We start from the raw sequence: 14988 nt of genomic DNA on the forward strand, positions 1-14988 counted from the left end.
GTGTCCACGCTCCGATCCCTCCGAGGCGCGAACAACGAGGGCGTCCTCGCCCTGGTCCTGGTCGCCCTCGTGATCGTCATGACGGCCGTGAACCCGGTCTTCTTCAGCGCGACGACGGGTCTGTCGATCCTCCGCAGCGCCACCGTGCCGCTGATCTTCGCGCTCGCGGTCCTGATCGTCATCGTCTCCGGAGGCATCGACGTCTCGTTCGCGGCCGTCGCGATCTTCTCGGCCTACACGGCGGTCAGCGTCACCATCGCCACCGGGCAGGACCTCCCCGCGCTCGCGATCATCGCGATGGCCGTGGTGATCGGGGCGGTGCTCGGCCTGGTCAACGGCTTCGTGATCGCGCGGTTCCGGCTTCCCACGCTGATCGTCACGCTCGGCACGCAGGGCGTGTTCGTCGGGGTGATGTACACCTTCGTCGGCGCCCAGTACTACGCGCAGCTGCCCCCGTCGCTCGCGGCGCTCTCCTCGGTCAACGTCGTCGACGTGGCGACCTCGGGCGGCCGCGCGGCCCTCCACCTGATGACGCTGCTCGCCGTCGTGCTCGCGGTCGTGGTCTGGCTGATGCTGACGCGCACGATGTTCGGACGCTCGCTCTACGCGATCGGCGGCGACATCGAGGCCGCCCGCCGGGCGGGCTTCCGCGTGGTCAGGACCCAGCTCTCGGTCTACGTCCTCGTCGGCGTCCTCGCCGCCCTGGCCGGGATCGCGCACATGGTCCTCGGCCGCAGCGCGAACCCGCAGGACCTGGTGGGCGACGAGCTCGACATCATCGCCGCGGTCGTCCTCGGCGGCGCGTCGATCTTCGGCGGCCGCGGATCGGTGCTCGGCACGGTGCTGGGCGTCGTCCTGATCCAGGTGATCAACAACAGCCTGCTGCTCGCCGGCGTCCCCAGCGCCTGGCTGCGCGCCGCGGTCGGAGTCCTGCTGATCGTCGGGGTCGGCGTGCAGGCGATCGCCGCGCGCCGCAAGGCGAAGCGGGTCCGGCCCGTCGACGACGACGTGAGCCACGAACGAGAGAGCGCGAGGGTCGCATCATGACCGACGGATCCCGGACCACCTCCGAGCACCCGGCTCGGCGCATGAACGACCGCCTCGACGCGTTCACCCGCGGTGTCGTCGGACGCGCCGCGGGCAACCGCGGGACGGGCCGCATGCTCATCGCGCTCGTCGTCGCGGTCGCGATCTTCGCGATCGCCAACCCCCGCGTGTTCCTCAGCCCGCTCAACCTGCAGAACATCGGCGTCGCGGCTCCTGAGATCGGCGTGATCGCCATCGCGATGATGCTCGCCATGCTCACGGGCGGCATCGACCTCTCCCTCGTGGCGATCGCCAACCTGTCGGCGGTGACGATGGCGACGATCTACTCCCAGGTCGCCGCCGCCGACCCCGCCGCCGCGGAGGCGATGACCGTGCCGATCGTCCTCGCGGGCCTGGTCGTCGGAGTCCTCTGCGGCGCCCTCAACGGATTCCTCGTGAGCGTCGTCGGGATCACCCCGATCCTGGCGACCCTCGGCACCATGCAGATCCTCAACGGCATCGCGGTGGTGTGGACCGGCGGGACCACGCTCTACGGAGCACCGTCGGCCCTGACGACCTTCGGCATGATGGCCGTCGGGCCCGTCCCGGTGCTGTTCCTCGTGCTGCTCGTGGTGGCCGTCGCGGTCGCCCTGCTGATCAACACGACCTCCCTCGGCCGCAAGGTGCAGCTGGAGGGAGCGAACCCCGAGGCCGCGCGCTTCTCGGGCATCCGCAGCGTCAGCGTCCTCTCGCGGAGCTACATGATCGGCGGGCTGCTCGCCGGCGGCGCCGGGGTGCTGTTCCTCGCCCGCAACCCCACCGCGTCCGCCGACTACGGCTCCTCGTACGTGCTGCTCGTCATCGTCATCGCGGTGCTGGGAGGGACGAACCCGTCGGGCGGCTTCGCCTCGGTCGCCGGAGTCGTGCTCGCCACGCTCACCCTCCAGGTCGTCTCGAGCGGATTCACCGCTCTGCGGCTGACCTCCTACGAGTACGCCATCGCCCAGGGCGTCCTCCTCATCGCCGTCATGGTCCTCGACTCCGTCACCGCGAACCGGCCGCGCCGGCAGCGGGCGACGGCCCCGACCCCTCCCGCACCCGCGCGGCCCACCGTGGACGCGTCCACCAGAACGGAGCACCAGTGAAGAAGATCATCAACGAGCCGAAGGACTTCGTCGACGAGTTCGTCGAGGGCATCCTGCTCGCCCACCCGACCCTGGTGAAGACGCCGGGCACCGACCTGCGGATCCTCGCCCGTGCCGACGCCCCCGTCGCGGGGAAGGTCGGGATCGTCACGGGCGGCGGCTCCGGCCACCTGCCGCTGTTCAAGGGCTACGTCGGCACGGGGCTGTGCGACGCGGTCGCCATCGGCAACGTGTTCTCCTCGCCGTCGTCCGCGCAGATCCTGGAGGCGACCAAGGCCGTCGACGGCGGCGCCGGCGTCCTCTACCTGTACGGCAACTACGGCGGCGACGTCTTCAACTTCGACCTCTCGGTCGACATGGCCGAGCTCGAGGGGATCCGCACGCTGACCGCCCTCGGACGCGACGACGTCGCGAGCCAGCCGAAGGAGCGGGCCGCGGACCGCCGCGGAGTCGCCGGGATCTTCTTCGCGTTCAAGGCGGCCGGCGCCGCCGCCGAGCGCGGGGACTCGCTCGACGAGGTCGCGGCCGTCGCCGAGGACGTCATCGAGCACACGGCGACCATGGGAGTGGGCCTCTCCCCGACGATCCTCCCGATGACGGCCAAGCCGAGCTTCGAGCTGGCCGAGGACGAGATGGAGATCGGGATCGGGATCCACGGCGAGCCCGGCATCCACCGCGGCGCCCTCGAGTCGGCGGACAGCATCGCCGAGCACCTCACGGAGCGGCTCGTCGCCGACCTCGGCATCGGCGAGGGCGACCGCGTGGCCGTGCTCGTCAACGGCATGGGCGCCACTCCCCTCGAGGAGCTGTACCTGCTCTACCGGCGGGTCCACGGGCTCCTCGCCGAGCGAGGCGTCACCGTCGCGAAGAACTACATCGGCGAGTACGCGACCAGCCTCGAGATGGCCGGAGCGTCGATCTCGCTCCTCGCCCTCGACGACGCGCGTCTCGAGCTGCTGAACGCCCCCGCCCAGTCCCCCTTCTTCCGAGAGGTCTGATCACGATGAACGGAACCGAACTCAGCTCCGCGATCGCGAAGTGCCTGGTCGTCTTCCCCGAGCACGCCGACGAGCTCGGCGACCTGGACCAGGCGCTCGGCGACGGCGACCTGGGCATCACGGTGTCGCTCGGCGCCAAGGCCGCCCGGGAGGCACTCGCGCTGCTCCCGGACACGGCGACGCCGACCGAGGTCGTGCTCGCCTGCGCCAAGGCCTTCGCCAACGCGAACCCGTCCACTATGGCCGCGCTCGTCGCGGGCGCGCTGCTCGCCGGCTCCCGGGTCTGGGGCGACGCCGCCACCATCGGCTCCGACGACGTCAGCTCCTTCGCGCTCGCGGCCGCCGAGTCGATCAGCCAGCGGGGCAAGTCGCAGGTGGGCGACAAGACGATCCTCGACGCGATGTTCCCCGCGGCCGAGGCGCTGCGCACGTCGGAGCCCGGCCCCGCCGCCCTCGACGCGGCGATCGCGGCCGCCGAGCAGGGCGTGATCAGCTCGAAGGAGCTGCAGTCGCGGCGCGGCCGTGCGTCGTGGCTGCAGGACCGCAGCATCGGCCTGCAGGACCCCGGAGCCACCGCCTACCTGCGGTTCCTCCAGTCCTGGAAGGCCGCCAATTCCGACCAGGGGGCGGAGCTCCCCGCGGAGACGACCTCCGACACAGAGATGAAGGTGCACTGAGATGGCGAGAATCGGATTCCTCGGACTGGGGACCATGGGACGCGGGATGGCGGACAACCTCGTGAAGGCGGGGCACGACGTCACCGTCTGGAACCGCAGCGCGGTCCCCGAGGTCGCGGGAGCGGCGACGGCCGAGTCCGTCGCCGACGCGGCGGAGGGCGCGGACTTCGTCCTCTCCTGCTTCGCCGACGACACGGCCGTGCGCGAGGTCGTGCTCGCCGAGGGCGGGCTCGCCGGCCTCGTCGATCCGTCGACGATCGTCGTCGACCTGTCCACGATCAGCCCCGAGGCCAGCGACGAGGAGCGCGCGGCGTTCGACGCCCGCGGCGTCCGCTTCCTGGACGCCCCGGTGTTCGGCTCGAAGGGCGAGGCCGCGGCGGGCGGGCTCTGGGTCGTCGTCGGAGGTGACGCCGAGGTCTTCGCCGAGGCGCGGCCCGTGCTCGACGCGATCAGCGAGACCGTCCACCACATCGGCCCCGGCGGCTCCGGTGCTCGGATGAAGCTGGTCGGCAACCTGATCGTCGCGTCGCAGCTGCTGGCGCTCGGCCAGGCGCTCACCCTCGCCGAGAAGGGCGGGCTCGACCTGCACAAGGTGCTGGAGGTGCTCGCCGTCACCGACTTCAAGTCGCCGATCTTCGACGGCGTCGGTCCCTCCGTCCTCGCCGGCGACTACTCGCCGTCCTTCGCCCTCGCGCTGATGCAGAAGGACGCGGGGCTGATCCAGGCCTACGCGGACAGCGTCGGCGCGCCCGTCCCCGGCGTGGCGACGGCCCGCCACTACATCGACGAGGCGATGGCCGCCGGCTTCGGCGGGGAGAACGCCTCGGCGCTGATCAAGGCGATCGCCGCCGAGGCCGACGTCGACCTGACCCGGCGCTGACCCTCCGCCCCGGGGTGCCCCTGCCCGGCCGTGACGGCCGCCGCAGGGGCTCCCCCGGCACCCTCCCCGTCCCGGCCGCGCCGCGTGCTTCACTGGAGGGATGACCACGCGTGACGACCACATCGCCGACTTCGCCGAGTTCCTGACCGCCTCCCCCTCCTCGTACCACGCGGCCGCCGAGGCGGCACGGCGCCTCGAGGGAGCCGGATTCACGGGGCTGGACGAAACGCAGGCGTGGCCCGCGGAGCCCGGCCGGTACTACGTCGTCCGCGACGGCGCGATCATCGCCTGGCACCTGCCCGAGGGCTCCGGGGCGACCACGCCCTTCCGCATCCTCGGCGCCCACACCGACTCCCCCGGCTTCATGCTGAAGCCCCGGCCGACGATCGGCTCGAAGGGCTGGCTGCAGGCCGGCGTCGAGATCTACGGCGGCCCGCTGCTCAGCTCCTGGCTCGACCGCGAGCTCGAGCTGGCCGGGCGCGTGGTCACCCGCGACGGCTCGACGCGCCTGCTCCGGACCGGCCCGCTGCTGCGCATCCCGCAGCTCGCGATCCACCTCGACCGCACGGCGAACGAGGGCCTCACCCTCGACCGCCAGAAGCACACCGTCCCCGTGTTCGGCGTCGGCGACGCCTCCGAGGTCGACCTGCTCCAGCTGCTCGCCGCGCACGCCGGGCTCGACGACGCCTCCGACATCGCCGGCTACGACCTGCTCACCGCCGACACGCAGGCGCCGCGCCGCTTCGGCCTCGACGAGATGTTCCTCGCCGCCGGGCGGATGGACGACCTCAGCTCCGTGCACGCCGGCCTCGTCGCACTCCTCGCGGCGAGCGCCGATCCCGCGGCGCCGCCCGCGCACATCAGCGTGCTCGCCGCCTTCGACCACGAGGAGCTCGGCTCGGCGAGCCGGTCCGGAGCGAGCGGGCCGTTCCTCGAGGACGTCCTCTCGCGCATCGGCACGGCCCTCGGCGCCGGCGTCGACGAGCGCGCCCGGGCGATCGCCGCCTCCTGGTGCCTCTCGGCCGACGCGGGCCACTCCGTGCACCCCAACTACTCCGAGAAGCACGATCCCGCGAACCAGCCGGTCGCCGGGAAGGGGCCGCTGCTCAAGATCAACGCGACTCAGCGCTACGCGACGGATGCGCGCGGTGCGGCGCTGTGGGCGGGCGTCTGCGAGCGCGCCGGGGTCGGGTACCAGGAGTTCGTCTCGAACAACTCGGTGCCGTGCGGATCCACGATCGGCCCGCTGACCGCGACCCGGCTCGGCATCTCCACGGTCGACGTGGGAGTGCCGCTGCTCTCGATGCACTCGGCGCGCGAGCTCGCCCATGTGGACGACCTGGTCGCCCTGACCGTGGCGATCGAGGCGTTCTTCACTCCCTGAGCCGGGTCGGGCGCGATCGGGACACGGCGGACTGGACCCGCCGGACGGGCCCCCGCGGCTCCGCTCAGTCGCCGGGCGGCCGCCGGCGCTGCTGCTTCGTCTCGGACCGCTGCTGCTTCGCGGCGAGCCGCCGGCGGGTGGAGCCGCGCGTGGGCCGGGTCGGGCGCCGCGGGGCGGAGGGAGGCGCGAGGGCCGCGGTGATGATCCCGCGGAGCAGCTCGAGGGCCGTCTCGCGGTTGCGCAGCTGCGAGCGCTCCTGCGCCACCGTGACGGTGACCGCTCCGGAGACGAGCCGCCTCCCGAGGCGCTCGAGCAGGCGCGAGCGCTGCTCGTCCGAGAGAGCCGTCGACTCCTCGACGCTCCAGGTGAGCTGCACGCGGCTGTCGGAGGTGTTCACGTGCTGCCCGCCGGGCCCGGAGGAGCGCGAGAACCGCCACTGCAGCTCCGATGCGGGGACGACGAGCCCCAGCCGCACCTCGAGATCCATGCGGCAAGCCTGGCACGCGCCCGCCTCCGAGCGGGAGCGCCGGCGATCCGCTCCCGGGTGCGGTGTCCTCTTCCGGACGTGTCCGCTACAGGCTCTTGTCCCCGCCGTGGTCACGTCCGGACACTGGAGAGGTGCCCGGGCGGGCGCATCGGCCGACTCCTCAGGGCCACCCGAAGGCGTCGAGGGGTCGGCCGCACCGCTCGGTCCCGCGGGGGCTCAATCGCGCGGCACCGTCTCGGCGAGGTCGATCTCGCCGTCGTCCAGCGCTCCCGGCTCGAGCGCCTCCGGATCGTCGAGCACCGTCTCGCCGGCACCGGCGTCGCCGTCGCGGGTGCGCGAGTCCGCCGCCCACGCCGTGCCGAGCGCGAAGAGCGTCGCCACCCCGTAGTGCTCCATCGCGGCGGCCACGCGGCGGCGGCCGGTCCGAGGGTTCATGCCGAGCCGGTGCGACGCGGTCTCGAGCGTGACGCCCTGGCGCATCAGCCGGAGCAGCGGCAGCCAGCTCTGGTCGACGGCTCCGATCGGAGCGGCCTGCCGCCACAGCACCTCGAAGTACGACTCGACCAGCCCCGCCAGCGCCGCATGGCGCACGCCGAGCACGCTGGTCGGCTTCGTCTCGCCCCGCTCGAACGGGACGGCGAGGTGGTCGCCGTCGACCCAGAACCAGCTCGGCGGACTCTCGAGGAGCCGGTACTCGACGCCCGCCGCCTGGTACGCCTCCACCCGGGCGAGCACCCGCGGGTCGCGCGCGCCGGCGGCCGGCATGATGACGCGCACCCGGTCCTTCGCCGCGAGCGCGTGCCCGAAGCGGATCGCCCGCTCCGTCGGCGGGTCGAGGAACCGCTCCACGTTCGGGAGCACCGCCACGAGCGAGCCGGAGTCGCGGCGGACGAGGTCGAACCAGAGGTCCTCGGACGCGTGCGGCCCGTGACGGAGGAGGGTCGGCACCGGATCCGTCGCGTCCTCGCCGACCCGCCAGGCGCCGAGCAGCATCGGCAGGCCCGCGACGACGCGCTCGATCCCGTCCAGGGACTCCCTGCCCGCCCGCCGCGCCGACTCCGTGTGCCGGGCGATGGCCGCGGCCGCCCACTCCATCGGCGCCGGGAAGTCGAGCTGCTCGCCCTCGCCGCCCATGAGCCCCCGGCCGCGGAGCCGCTCGATCGCCGCAGCGACCTCGGCCTCGTCGATGTGGGTCAGCTCCGCCGCGTCGGCCAGCGTCGCCGGCCGTCCCCGCAGCAGCGCAGCCAGGAGTCCGTCGTCGTCCATGCGTCTCCTTCGCCGTGGGCCGTCACCCGAGGGTGCCGTCTCCGCGGTCGAGGAGCAAGGGACGCGCGGCGGACGGCGGGGAGCGGCCAGGCGGGGGCGGCGGATGAACTCGTGACGAGCACGGACCTCGGCCCGCCTGAGGAGACCAGCCGGAAGATCAGGGCCGTCCCTGGTTCTCCGTCTCGATGCCTCCCCAGACCTACTGTTCTGCGACGTCCCGTACGCGACCGGACTCCGAGCCCTTGAGAGAGGAGACGTCTGGTCGACTTCAGACGCTCGGGCTCCCGTCGTCGAGGTCCTCGTGGTGGCGGTCGACGTATCCAGCCATGCCGGGGACCGTGAAGGCGATCTGGCCGTGCTCGGGTGAGTAGACCAGTCCTTTGCTGATGAGCGCGGCACGGTAGGGCCCGAGGCTGGTTGTCGGGATACCCATTCGCTGCGTGACGAGAGCGGTGGAGGAGGGTCCCTCACCGTCGGCTGCCATGGCGCGGAGCATTCGTCGCTCTGAGCGCGTGGCTCGCTGCCATCGTGAGCGGAAGAACCCGGCATCGAGCTGTTCGGTCCCGTACTGCACTGCTGCCGTGGCGTCGGCCAGAGTGACAAGACGACTGGAGAGGTTCCATGCGGCCTGCCCGTACTCCTGAATGAAGTACGGGTAGCCGCCTGCGGCTTCGAGGAGAATCTCGAGCGCATCGGGAGCGAACTCAGCGCCGAGCCGCTCCGCGGGCTCTCGGAGAGCGTGCGCCGCATCGTCGCGAGAGAAGGTGCCTATCTGTCGGTAGTTGAAGAGGCGCTCGGCGTACGAACGCGTCTCGGTGAGGACACGGGGGAGATTCGGGAGGCCGGCGGCGATGATGTAGAACGGCCACTCCCGCTGGTTCGCCGCATGCTGAGCGGCGATGAGCGCACCCATCGTCTCCGCATCGAGGTCCTGCATCTCATCGACGAACACACCGAAGGCACGACGACGCTCCCCCAGAGCGGTGGAAACGTCTTCGACGAGCTCGAGGAGGTCGACTTCAGCGTCGCCGGAGTCGGCACGTCCGTCGTTGAGTGCGACTCCGAGTTCGATCCCCGTTGCACCGACCTTCGCATTGAACGAGGAGATCGTGCCGAGTGCTTCTCGCATCAGCGCCGTCGGCTTCGAGCGGGTGAGCTTGCGAGCGGACACGACGAGCTCTCGAGCCAGGGCACGCCGTACGGCCCGCGCGCCGCCTTCATCCCGACGCGCCTCGAGGCGCACCGTGAGCCACTCGAACGACTCCGCCATGCGGTGCATCTCGTTCAACAGCACCGTCTTGCCGACGCCGCGGAGGCCCGTGAGCACGATGCCGCGGTCGCTCATTCCATGCGTGACACGAGCGCGGATCGTGTCGAACGCTTCGAGCTCGCCAGTCCGACCAACGAGCTCGGGCGGCCGCCGACCGGATCCAGGGCTGTAGGGGTTCTGCTCAGGCAACATCTAGCCGATGATAGTCACCTCTAGCCGAAACCTAATTCATCGCTATCGACTGCAATCGTCCGCGCCGGCGCCACGTGGTGGCGACCATGCGATGCTGCGAACCCCCGTTCCAGCTTCCCTTCGAGTCGCCGCCGGGCAGCGCATCGGACCCTGCACGCTGAAGGGCGAGCGCGAGCCTTGTCCGCTCCGACCGAGGATCGGCTCGCGCCGTCGATCCGGGTTCGGCCGGGCGCATGATGCTGCGGTCACTCGGACAGCAGCGGGATCGAGCGGCCCAGGCGCCTGCCGTACTCGGCGATGGCGCGGCCGACGGGGAGCCGCTCGGCCTCGTAGCGCTGGAGCGCCTCGTCGACCGGGTGCCGCGCGAGGGAGCCGGCGAGGGCCAGCGCGTCGCCCGCCGCCTTGGCCGCGCCCATGGCCGTGTGCGGCCGCACCATCACGGAGGCGTCACCGAGGAGGGCGACCCGGCCGCGGACCGTCCGCGGCGGGACGTAGTCGACGATCGCCTGCAGGAAGGGCTGCGGCTCGGCGAGGACGGAGGCCGCGAAGGGCGGCGGCAGGCGGTCGACCGCGTCCTCCTCGAGCCGACGGCGGAGATCGGGAGCGAGATCGCCGGGCGCGAGGGACACGCTCTCCGGCAGACGGCCGGACGCCGTCATCACTCCGCGGAGGGCGTCCTCGGAGAGGGGCCGGTACCAGACCCAGTTGTAGCGCCGTCGGCCGGGCTCCACCTCGCCGGCGGGTCCGGGGACGAGGTATCCGAGCATGTGCTCGCCGGGCGCGGTGTAGAAGGCGAAGCGTCCGAGCAGAGTCGCCGCGGCCTGGGCGGGGAGCGCCGACTCCGGGATCAGCCCGCGCCAGGTCGAGTAGCCGGCGTAGCGGTTCCCCGGCGCCTCGGGCGCGACCGCCGCGCGCACGACGGATCCGAGGCCGTCGGCTCCAAGGACGACGTCGAACTCCAGGCCGCTCCCGTCGCGCAGCTCGACGACGACCGGGTCCGTCCCGGTCGAGGGGCGCACCCCGGCGACGGCGTGACCGAGGAGGTAGCGGTCGGCCGGGATCCGCGAGCGGAGCGTGTCGTAGAGGTGGTCCCACGACACCTGCGTCTGCGGGGAGGGGTCGCGGCCGATCACGCGCCCGGAGCGGTCGGGGTGATGCGCTCGTGCGCGACGACGCCGACCCGCGCCTCGTCGTCGCGGCCGATCGCGTGCAGGAGGTCGATCAGGTCCTGCTGGGCCACCAGCCCGGCTCCCCGCCGCGACAGCCCCGTCGCCGACCGCTCGAGGACCGTCACGCGGTGCGCGTCGCGGATGAGCAGGGCCGCGGCGAACAGTCCGCCGATCGAGCCGCCGACGATCCCGACGTCGAGCGGGCGCACCGCTCCTCCTGCTGCCATGAGCGCGACCGTACCGGCGAGCGGGCGGCCCTCGTTCCTACAGACGGCGGAACAGCGCCCCTCAGGCGCGGTCGTCCGCGCGCAGCAACCGGATCATCCCGCGGAGCAGGCGCGCCGCCGCCTGCCGCTCCTCCTCCGCGAGCCCCTCCAGCATCCGCAGCTCCACCCCGCGGACGGCGGCGGACGCCTCGGCCAGGCTCCGGCGTCCGCGCTCGGTGAGCCGGGTGGGGAGCGCCTTGCCGACCGGAGCCGCGTCGGGGCGGGTGACGACGCCGTCGCGCTCCAGAGTCTGCAGCAGGACGTTCATCGACTGCCGGGTGACGAAGGCGCCCCGCGCGAGCTCCGAGTTCGAGAGGCCCGGCCGCTGGGCGAGGAGCTCGAGGCAGGAGTAGTGGGTGACCGTCATCCCGAGCGGGCGGAGCACGGCCTCCATCGCCGCGCGCAGGGCGCTCGACGCCTCCTTGAGGAGGTAGCCGAGCGAGGTCTCGAGGTCGATGCCGTCTTGACTCATGTCAGTATTCTGACATACGCTCCTGTGTGTCAGAAAGCTGACACAACCGAGGAGGAACCCCATGCCCGTCACCGGCCCCGACTTCGTCTCGCTCCAGGTCCGCGACCTCGCGGCGTCCCAGGCGTTCTACGAGCAGTACCTCGGCCTGGTCCGCTCGCCCGCCGGCCCGCCGCACGCCGTCGTCTTCGCGACGACTCCGATCGCCTTCGCCCTGCGCGACCTCGCGCCCGGCACCGACCTCGACTCCGCCTCCCGCCCCGGTGTGGGCGCCGCGATCTGGCTGCACGCGACCGGCGTGCAGGAGATCCACGACGCGCTCGTCGCCGACGGGCACCCCGTCGTCGCGGCTCCGATCGACGGCCCGTTCGGGCGCACCTTCACCTTCGCCGACCCGGACGGCTACCACGTCACCCTGCACGACCGCGCCTGAGCGGGACGATGCGGACCGCGCCTGAGCTGAGCGGGGCGGAGCGGACGGGACGGGGCCGGGCGCCTCAGCTCATCGCGCGCAGCTGAGCCGCGAAGAGGTGCAGCGAGCGGTCGACCTCGGGCAGCGCCGGCGTCCGATTGAGGTGCCCGTGGGGCATGCCGGCGGCCAGGTGCCCGGTCACGGCGACGCCCGCCTCCGCGAGCTGGCGCAGGAGCAGCTCGGCCGACCCCCGCAGCTCGTCGTACTCGTTCACGAGGACCGTGACCGGAGGCAGACCCGCCAGCGGCGCGGAGCCGGGCAGCGCCTCGACGGGGAGGTCGGCGATCCGCCCGAGGTAGGTGCGCACCATGCCCTCGATGCTCGACGGAGGGAAGCGGAGGACCGGCGGCAGCTCGCGCAGCTCGGCCGCGATCGCGTCGTCGACGGCGGGGTTGGGGAAGTGGGCGAAGGGGTAGGCCAGGAGCACGTGCTCCGGCAGCCGCGCACCGGCGTCGCGCTCGCGGAGGACCGCGCCGAGGGCCAGGGCCGCTCCCGCGCTCGCGCCGCCGATCGCGACGGGCGTGGATCCGGACTCCGTGCTGCGGAGGTGCCGCCAGGCGGCGTGCACGTCGTCGAGCGGGACGGGGTAGCGGACGTCGGGGCCGGCGAGCCGGTAGTCGACGGAGACGACCCGGGCCCGCGCCCGGTGCGCGAGCTCCGCCGCGACGACGTGCGACTCGCGCATGTCGACGCTGCCGGCGGCGAATCCTCCTCCGTGCACCCAGAGCAGAGCGCGCTCGGGCGCGGCGGGCGAGTACACGCGCAGCGGGACCGGTCCGTGCGGGCCGGACGCCGTCTCCGTGACGACGTCGATCCCCTCGGGCAGCGACCAGGGCCCCGGATCCTCCTCGAACGCGGCCATGCGGGCGGCCTGCTCGGCGTCGAGCGGATACGCGAGGCCGGCCAGGAGGGGCAGCCGAGCGGCGAGGTACGGATCGAGCGGCATCGGCGCCTCCTGCGGGGTCGGGGTCGCGGACCACGCTAGCCCGGCCGCGAGCCCTCGAGCTGCTCCTGCTCAGCCGCGTCTCTGCAGGAGCAGCACGCCGTCCAGGAGCACGGCGGCCGTGCCGTCGGGAGCGGTCACGGCGCGCTCCCTCGTCTCGACGAGCTCCGCGGTCCATTCGGCGGGGTCGAGGGCCAGCTCGGCGAGCTCCTCCTCGGGGCCGACGAGGTGCATCGCTCCGTGGCGGTGGTCGTCGCCGCTCGCCCACGGCGGGGGCGCGGCGTGCGAGACGACGGCGAGGCGGCCGCCGGGAGCGACGACGGAGGCCGCCCGCCGCAGCACGTCGATCCGCGGGAACTCGGCCATCGAGTGCAGGAAGCTCGCCGTCACCAGGTCGAACTCCCCCACGACCGGCCAGTCCTCGGCGAGGTCGGCCTGCACGAAGTCCACGTCGGCGCCCCGCTCGGCCGCGGCCGCGCGCGCCCGGCCCAGCGCCGTCTCGGAGAGGTCGAGCCCGGTGACGCGCCAGCCGAGCGACGCCAGCCACAGCGCGTCCGCCCCCTCGCCGGCGCCGAGGTCGAGGGCGCGGCCCGGCGGCAGCGAGCCGACCAGCCCGACCAGCGTCGCGTTCGGGCGGCCCGACCAGATCCGATCGGAGTCGGCGTAGCGCGCCTCCCACTGCTCGCGTGCGGTGCTCATGCTGCTCCTCGTCCCCGGGCGCAGGGGCACCCGCGTCGAGGATGCCGCGCCGCTTCTCCGGCCGCCAGCGCTCGTGCCGAAGCGGCACGGGCACCCGGCCCCGCGGACGACACGGCCGGACGGAGCCGCGGCACCACGCGGACCCGCCGGACGCACTTCCCCGACACGCCCCGCGCCGATTAGCGTCGGTGCATGGCCCTCCGACTCGAAGAGATCATCGTCGACTGCACCGACTTCCGTACCCTCGGGCACTGGTGGCAGGAGGCGCTCGGCTGGGACGTCGTCGACGAGGACGAGGACGGCATCGAGCTGCTCGCCCCGTCGGGCCGCGGGCCGAGCCTCCTCTTCCTCGACGTGCCCGAGCGCAAGACCGTGAAGAACCGCCTGCACCTGGATTTCGTGCCGGACGACCAGGAGGCGGAGGTCGCGCGCCTGGTCGGCCTGGGGGCGACGCGGTCCGACGTCGGGCAGGGCGAGCAGTCCTGGGTCGTGCTCGCCGACCCGGAGGGCAACGAGTTCTGCATCCTCTCCGCTCGGGAGTGAGAGCGCTTCCACTTTCCAGGACGGTTGTCGGGAAAGCGCTTCCATGCGCATGCATCGAAAAAGATTCTGAAATGTCAAGGGTAGAACGATCGTTCTCGACTCCCTAGCATCGCCTCCGACGCGTTTCCCGACCGGGAGCGCGCGGAGCCGAGGAGTCACCGTGACCACCTACGACAGACCCGTCGCCGCCGTCGGCATGACGCAGTCGCAGCAGCAGGGCGAGCTGCTCGCCGGCCGCGCCCTCGAGAACCGCACCCTCGGCCTCTACGCGTACGCCTACCGCCTCACGCTGTCGGACTCCGCGGCGAGCGCCGCCCTCCGCCACGCGGCGGTCACCGTCCGCAGCGGACGGCCGCAGGGACTCGACGACACGGGCGCCCTCGACCTGATGCGCTCCGAGGTCGGACGCGCGAGCGTGCAGCGCGGCGGCTCCGCGATGGAGCGCGCCGAGCAGGCCCCGCCGGCGATCCGCGAGGACGACCTGCTGCGCTCGGGCTTCCACCGCCGCCTGCACGCCCTGCCGACGCTCGAGCGCCAGGCCTGGCTGCTCCGGCACACCGGCGGCCACGACGTCGACGCGATCGCGGCGATGCTGCAGGAGCCGGCGGAGCGCATCCGCTCGGCCCTCGCCTCGGCCGCCCGCACGCTGGTCGAGGGCGAGCTGGCCGAGAGCGAGTCCGCGGAGTAGCGCGGCACCGAGGTGCCCGAGAGACGCCGGGTCCAGCCGGCGGCGCCCCTCAGGCGTCTGGGACCCGGCAGCGACTCGGCGCGACCGGGAGGACGGGGTCAGTCGAGGTAGTCGATGTCGTCCCACGGCTGGTGGACGTCACCGGTGTCGCGGTCGTCGTCCGGCACCTCGAGCTCCTCGAAGATCACCGGAACACCTGTCGAGATCAGGACGCTGACCTGGCGGTTGCCCACGATCACGAAGTCGACGAGGCCTCCTCCGGCCTGCGTCGCCTCGGTCGCCGACCGCTTCAGCTCGGCGACGTCGGTCCCCTGGGACAGCCCGTAGGTCTTGCCCTCGATGGTGACGGTGGTGCGGATCATGTGGCGCTGCTGCTCCTCGGCTCGATGGGTTCAGCGTACGAATCGCGACAGA

The 14988-nt window shown here is 72.9% G+C and carries 18 protein-coding genes; 9 read left to right on the plus strand and 9 right to left on the minus strand.

Features of this window, described 5'->3' with window-relative positions:
- The 6 genes from C5C59_RS11580 to C5C59_RS11605 all read left to right on the plus strand — a co-directional run bounded on the left by C5C59_RS11580 (position 1) and on the right by C5C59_RS11605 (position 6110).
- Complete coding sequence (locus C5C59_RS11580) at positions 1-1047, plus strand: ABC transporter permease (RefSeq protein ID WP_258062741.1); 1047 nt, start codon at positions 1-3, stop codon at positions 1045-1047.
- A complete protein-coding gene (locus tag C5C59_RS11585; protein WP_244229523.1) occupies positions 1044-2171 on the plus strand; it encodes an ABC transporter permease in 1128 nt (375 codons plus the stop codon). Before C5C59_RS11580 ends, C5C59_RS11585 begins: the two co-directional genes overlap by 4 nt.
- The gene (locus C5C59_RS11590; protein ID WP_104238142.1) at positions 2168-3169 is read left to right on the plus strand and encodes a dihydroxyacetone kinase subunit DhaK; all 1002 of its coding nucleotides are present in this window, start codon (positions 2168-2170) and stop codon (positions 3167-3169) included. Before C5C59_RS11585 ends, C5C59_RS11590 begins: the two co-directional genes overlap by 4 nt.
- 5 nt (positions 3170-3174) lie before the next feature.
- On the plus strand, positions 3175-3846 hold the full coding sequence (locus C5C59_RS11595; protein WP_104238141.1) for a DAK2 domain-containing protein: 672 nt from the start codon (positions 3175-3177) through the stop codon (positions 3844-3846).
- Between the two features lies 1 nt (position 3847).
- Entirely contained in the window at positions 3848-4726 is an 879-nt protein-coding gene (locus C5C59_RS11600) for an NAD(P)-dependent oxidoreductase (protein ID WP_104238140.1), read from the plus strand.
- 100 nt (positions 4727-4826) lie between these two features.
- Positions 4827-6110, plus strand: coding sequence for a M18 family aminopeptidase (locus C5C59_RS11605; protein WP_104238139.1), 1284 nt, complete (start codon positions 4827-4829; stop codon positions 6108-6110).
- A 64-nt stretch (positions 6111-6174) separates the two neighbouring features.
- Here the strand turns inward: C5C59_RS11605 and arfB are convergent, their stop codons facing one another.
- The 6 genes from arfB to C5C59_RS11630 form a co-directional block, all read right to left on the minus strand.
- Entirely contained in the window at positions 6175-6597 is a 423-nt protein-coding gene (gene arfB / locus C5C59_RS11610) for an alternative ribosome rescue aminoacyl-tRNA hydrolase ArfB (protein ID WP_104238138.1), read from the minus strand.
- 216 nt (positions 6598-6813) lie between these two features.
- Positions 6814-7863 (minus strand): hypothetical protein, encoded by a 1050-nt coding sequence (locus C5C59_RS11615; RefSeq protein ID WP_104238137.1) that lies wholly within the window; start codon positions 7861-7863, stop codon positions 6814-6816.
- Positions 7864-8131: 268 nt separating this feature from the next.
- The gene (locus C5C59_RS11620) at positions 8132-9325 is read right to left on the minus strand and encodes an ATP-binding protein (RefSeq protein WP_104225860.1); all 1194 of its coding nucleotides are present in this window, start codon (positions 9323-9325) and stop codon (positions 8132-8134) included.
- Between the two features lie 245 nt (positions 9326-9570).
- Positions 9571-10458, minus strand: a complete 888-nt coding sequence (locus C5C59_RS11625; RefSeq protein WP_219812438.1) for an FAD-dependent monooxygenase — start codon at positions 10456-10458, stop codon at positions 9571-9573.
- Positions 10455-10721: an FAD-dependent monooxygenase gene (locus C5C59_RS17490; RefSeq protein ID WP_219812437.1), complete on the minus strand. Its 267-nt coding sequence runs from the start codon at positions 10719-10721 to the stop codon at positions 10455-10457. The genes C5C59_RS11625 and C5C59_RS17490 overlap by 4 nt, the downstream gene beginning before the upstream one ends.
- A 61-nt stretch (positions 10722-10782) precedes the next feature.
- Complete coding sequence (locus C5C59_RS11630; protein WP_104238136.1) at positions 10783-11232, minus strand: MarR family winged helix-turn-helix transcriptional regulator; 450 nt, start codon at positions 11230-11232, stop codon at positions 10783-10785.
- 61 nt (positions 11233-11293) lie between these two features.
- Here C5C59_RS11630 and C5C59_RS11635 point away from each other — a divergent pair, with 61 nt between their 5' ends.
- The gene (locus tag C5C59_RS11635; RefSeq protein WP_104238135.1) at positions 11294-11662 is read left to right on the plus strand and encodes a VOC family protein; all 369 of its coding nucleotides are present in this window, start codon (positions 11294-11296) and stop codon (positions 11660-11662) included.
- A 64-nt stretch (positions 11663-11726) separates the two neighbouring features.
- Here C5C59_RS11635 and C5C59_RS11640 read toward each other — a convergent pair whose 3' ends face one another.
- On the minus strand, positions 11727-12647 hold the full coding sequence (locus C5C59_RS11640) for an alpha/beta hydrolase fold domain-containing protein (protein WP_104238134.1): 921 nt from the start codon (positions 12645-12647) through the stop codon (positions 11727-11729).
- A 69-nt stretch (positions 12648-12716) separates the two neighbouring features.
- Positions 12717-13343 carry a class I SAM-dependent methyltransferase gene (locus C5C59_RS11645; RefSeq protein WP_104238133.1) on the minus strand — a complete coding sequence of 209 codons (627 nt, stop codon included), beginning with the start codon at positions 13341-13343 and terminating at the stop codon, positions 12717-12719.
- 192 nt (positions 13344-13535) lie between these two features.
- Here C5C59_RS11645 and C5C59_RS11650 point away from each other — a divergent pair, with 192 nt between their 5' ends.
- On the plus strand, positions 13536-13886 hold the full coding sequence (locus tag C5C59_RS11650; protein WP_104224051.1) for a VOC family protein: 351 nt from the start codon (positions 13536-13538) through the stop codon (positions 13884-13886).
- Positions 13887-14046: 160 nt separating this feature from the next.
- Positions 14047-14574, plus strand: coding sequence for a hypothetical protein (locus C5C59_RS11655; protein WP_104238132.1), 528 nt, complete (start codon positions 14047-14049; stop codon positions 14572-14574).
- Positions 14575-14672: 98 nt separating this feature from the next.
- Here C5C59_RS11655 and C5C59_RS11660 read toward each other — a convergent pair whose 3' ends face one another.
- Positions 14673-14936 (minus strand): hypothetical protein, encoded by a 264-nt coding sequence (locus tag C5C59_RS11660; RefSeq protein ID WP_104224053.1) that lies wholly within the window; start codon positions 14934-14936, stop codon positions 14673-14675.
- Positions 14937-14988 lie beyond the last annotated feature (52 nt).

The organism is Rathayibacter sp. AY1F4 (assembly GCF_002931775.1).
Taxonomy (GTDB): domain Bacteria; phylum Actinomycetota; class Actinomycetes; order Actinomycetales; family Microbacteriaceae; genus Rathayibacter.

Bases quoted from the DNA above. Each gene is read 5' to 3' on its own strand.
- C5C59_RS11635 (WP_104238135.1), top strand. From the start codon at position 11,294: ATGCCCGTCACCGGCCCCGACTTCGTCTCGCTCCAGGTCCGCGACCTC.
- arfB (WP_104238138.1), bottom strand. From the start codon at position 6,597: ATGGATCTCGAGGTGCGGCTGGGGCTCGTCGTCCCCGCATCGGAGCTG.
- C5C59_RS11660 (WP_104224053.1), bottom strand. From the start codon at position 14,936: ATGATCCGCACCACCGTCACCATCGAGGGCAAGACCTACGGGCTGTCC.
- C5C59_RS11605 (WP_104238139.1), top strand. From the start codon at position 4,827: ATGACCACGCGTGACGACCACATCGCCGACTTCGCCGAGTTCCTGACC.
- C5C59_RS11585 (WP_244229523.1), top strand. From the start codon at position 1,044: ATGACCGACGGATCCCGGACCACCTCCGAGCACCCGGCTCGGCGCATG.
- C5C59_RS11595 (WP_104238141.1), top strand. From the start codon at position 3,175: ATGAACGGAACCGAACTCAGCTCCGCGATCGCGAAGTGCCTGGTCGTC.
- C5C59_RS11615 (WP_104238137.1), bottom strand. From the start codon at position 7,863: ATGGACGACGACGGACTCCTGGCTGCGCTGCTGCGGGGACGGCCGGCG.
- C5C59_RS11620 (WP_104225860.1), bottom strand. From the start codon at position 9,325: ATGTTGCCTGAGCAGAACCCCTACAGCCCTGGATCCGGTCGGCGGCCG.
- C5C59_RS17490 (WP_219812437.1), bottom strand. From the start codon at position 10,721: ATGGCAGCAGGAGGAGCGGTGCGCCCGCTCGACGTCGGGATCGTCGGC.
- C5C59_RS11630 (WP_104238136.1), bottom strand. From the start codon at position 11,232: ATGAGTCAAGACGGCATCGACCTCGAGACCTCGCTCGGCTACCTCCTC.
- C5C59_RS11645 (WP_104238133.1), bottom strand. From the start codon at position 13,343: ATGAGCACCGCACGCGAGCAGTGGGAGGCGCGCTACGCCGACTCCGAT.
- C5C59_RS11640 (WP_104238134.1), bottom strand. From the start codon at position 12,647: ATGCCGCTCGATCCGTACCTCGCCGCTCGGCTGCCCCTCCTGGCCGGC.
- C5C59_RS11600 (WP_104238140.1), top strand. From the start codon at position 3,848: ATGGCGAGAATCGGATTCCTCGGACTGGGGACCATGGGACGCGGGATG.
- C5C59_RS11650 (WP_104224051.1), top strand. From the start codon at position 13,536: ATGGCCCTCCGACTCGAAGAGATCATCGTCGACTGCACCGACTTCCGT.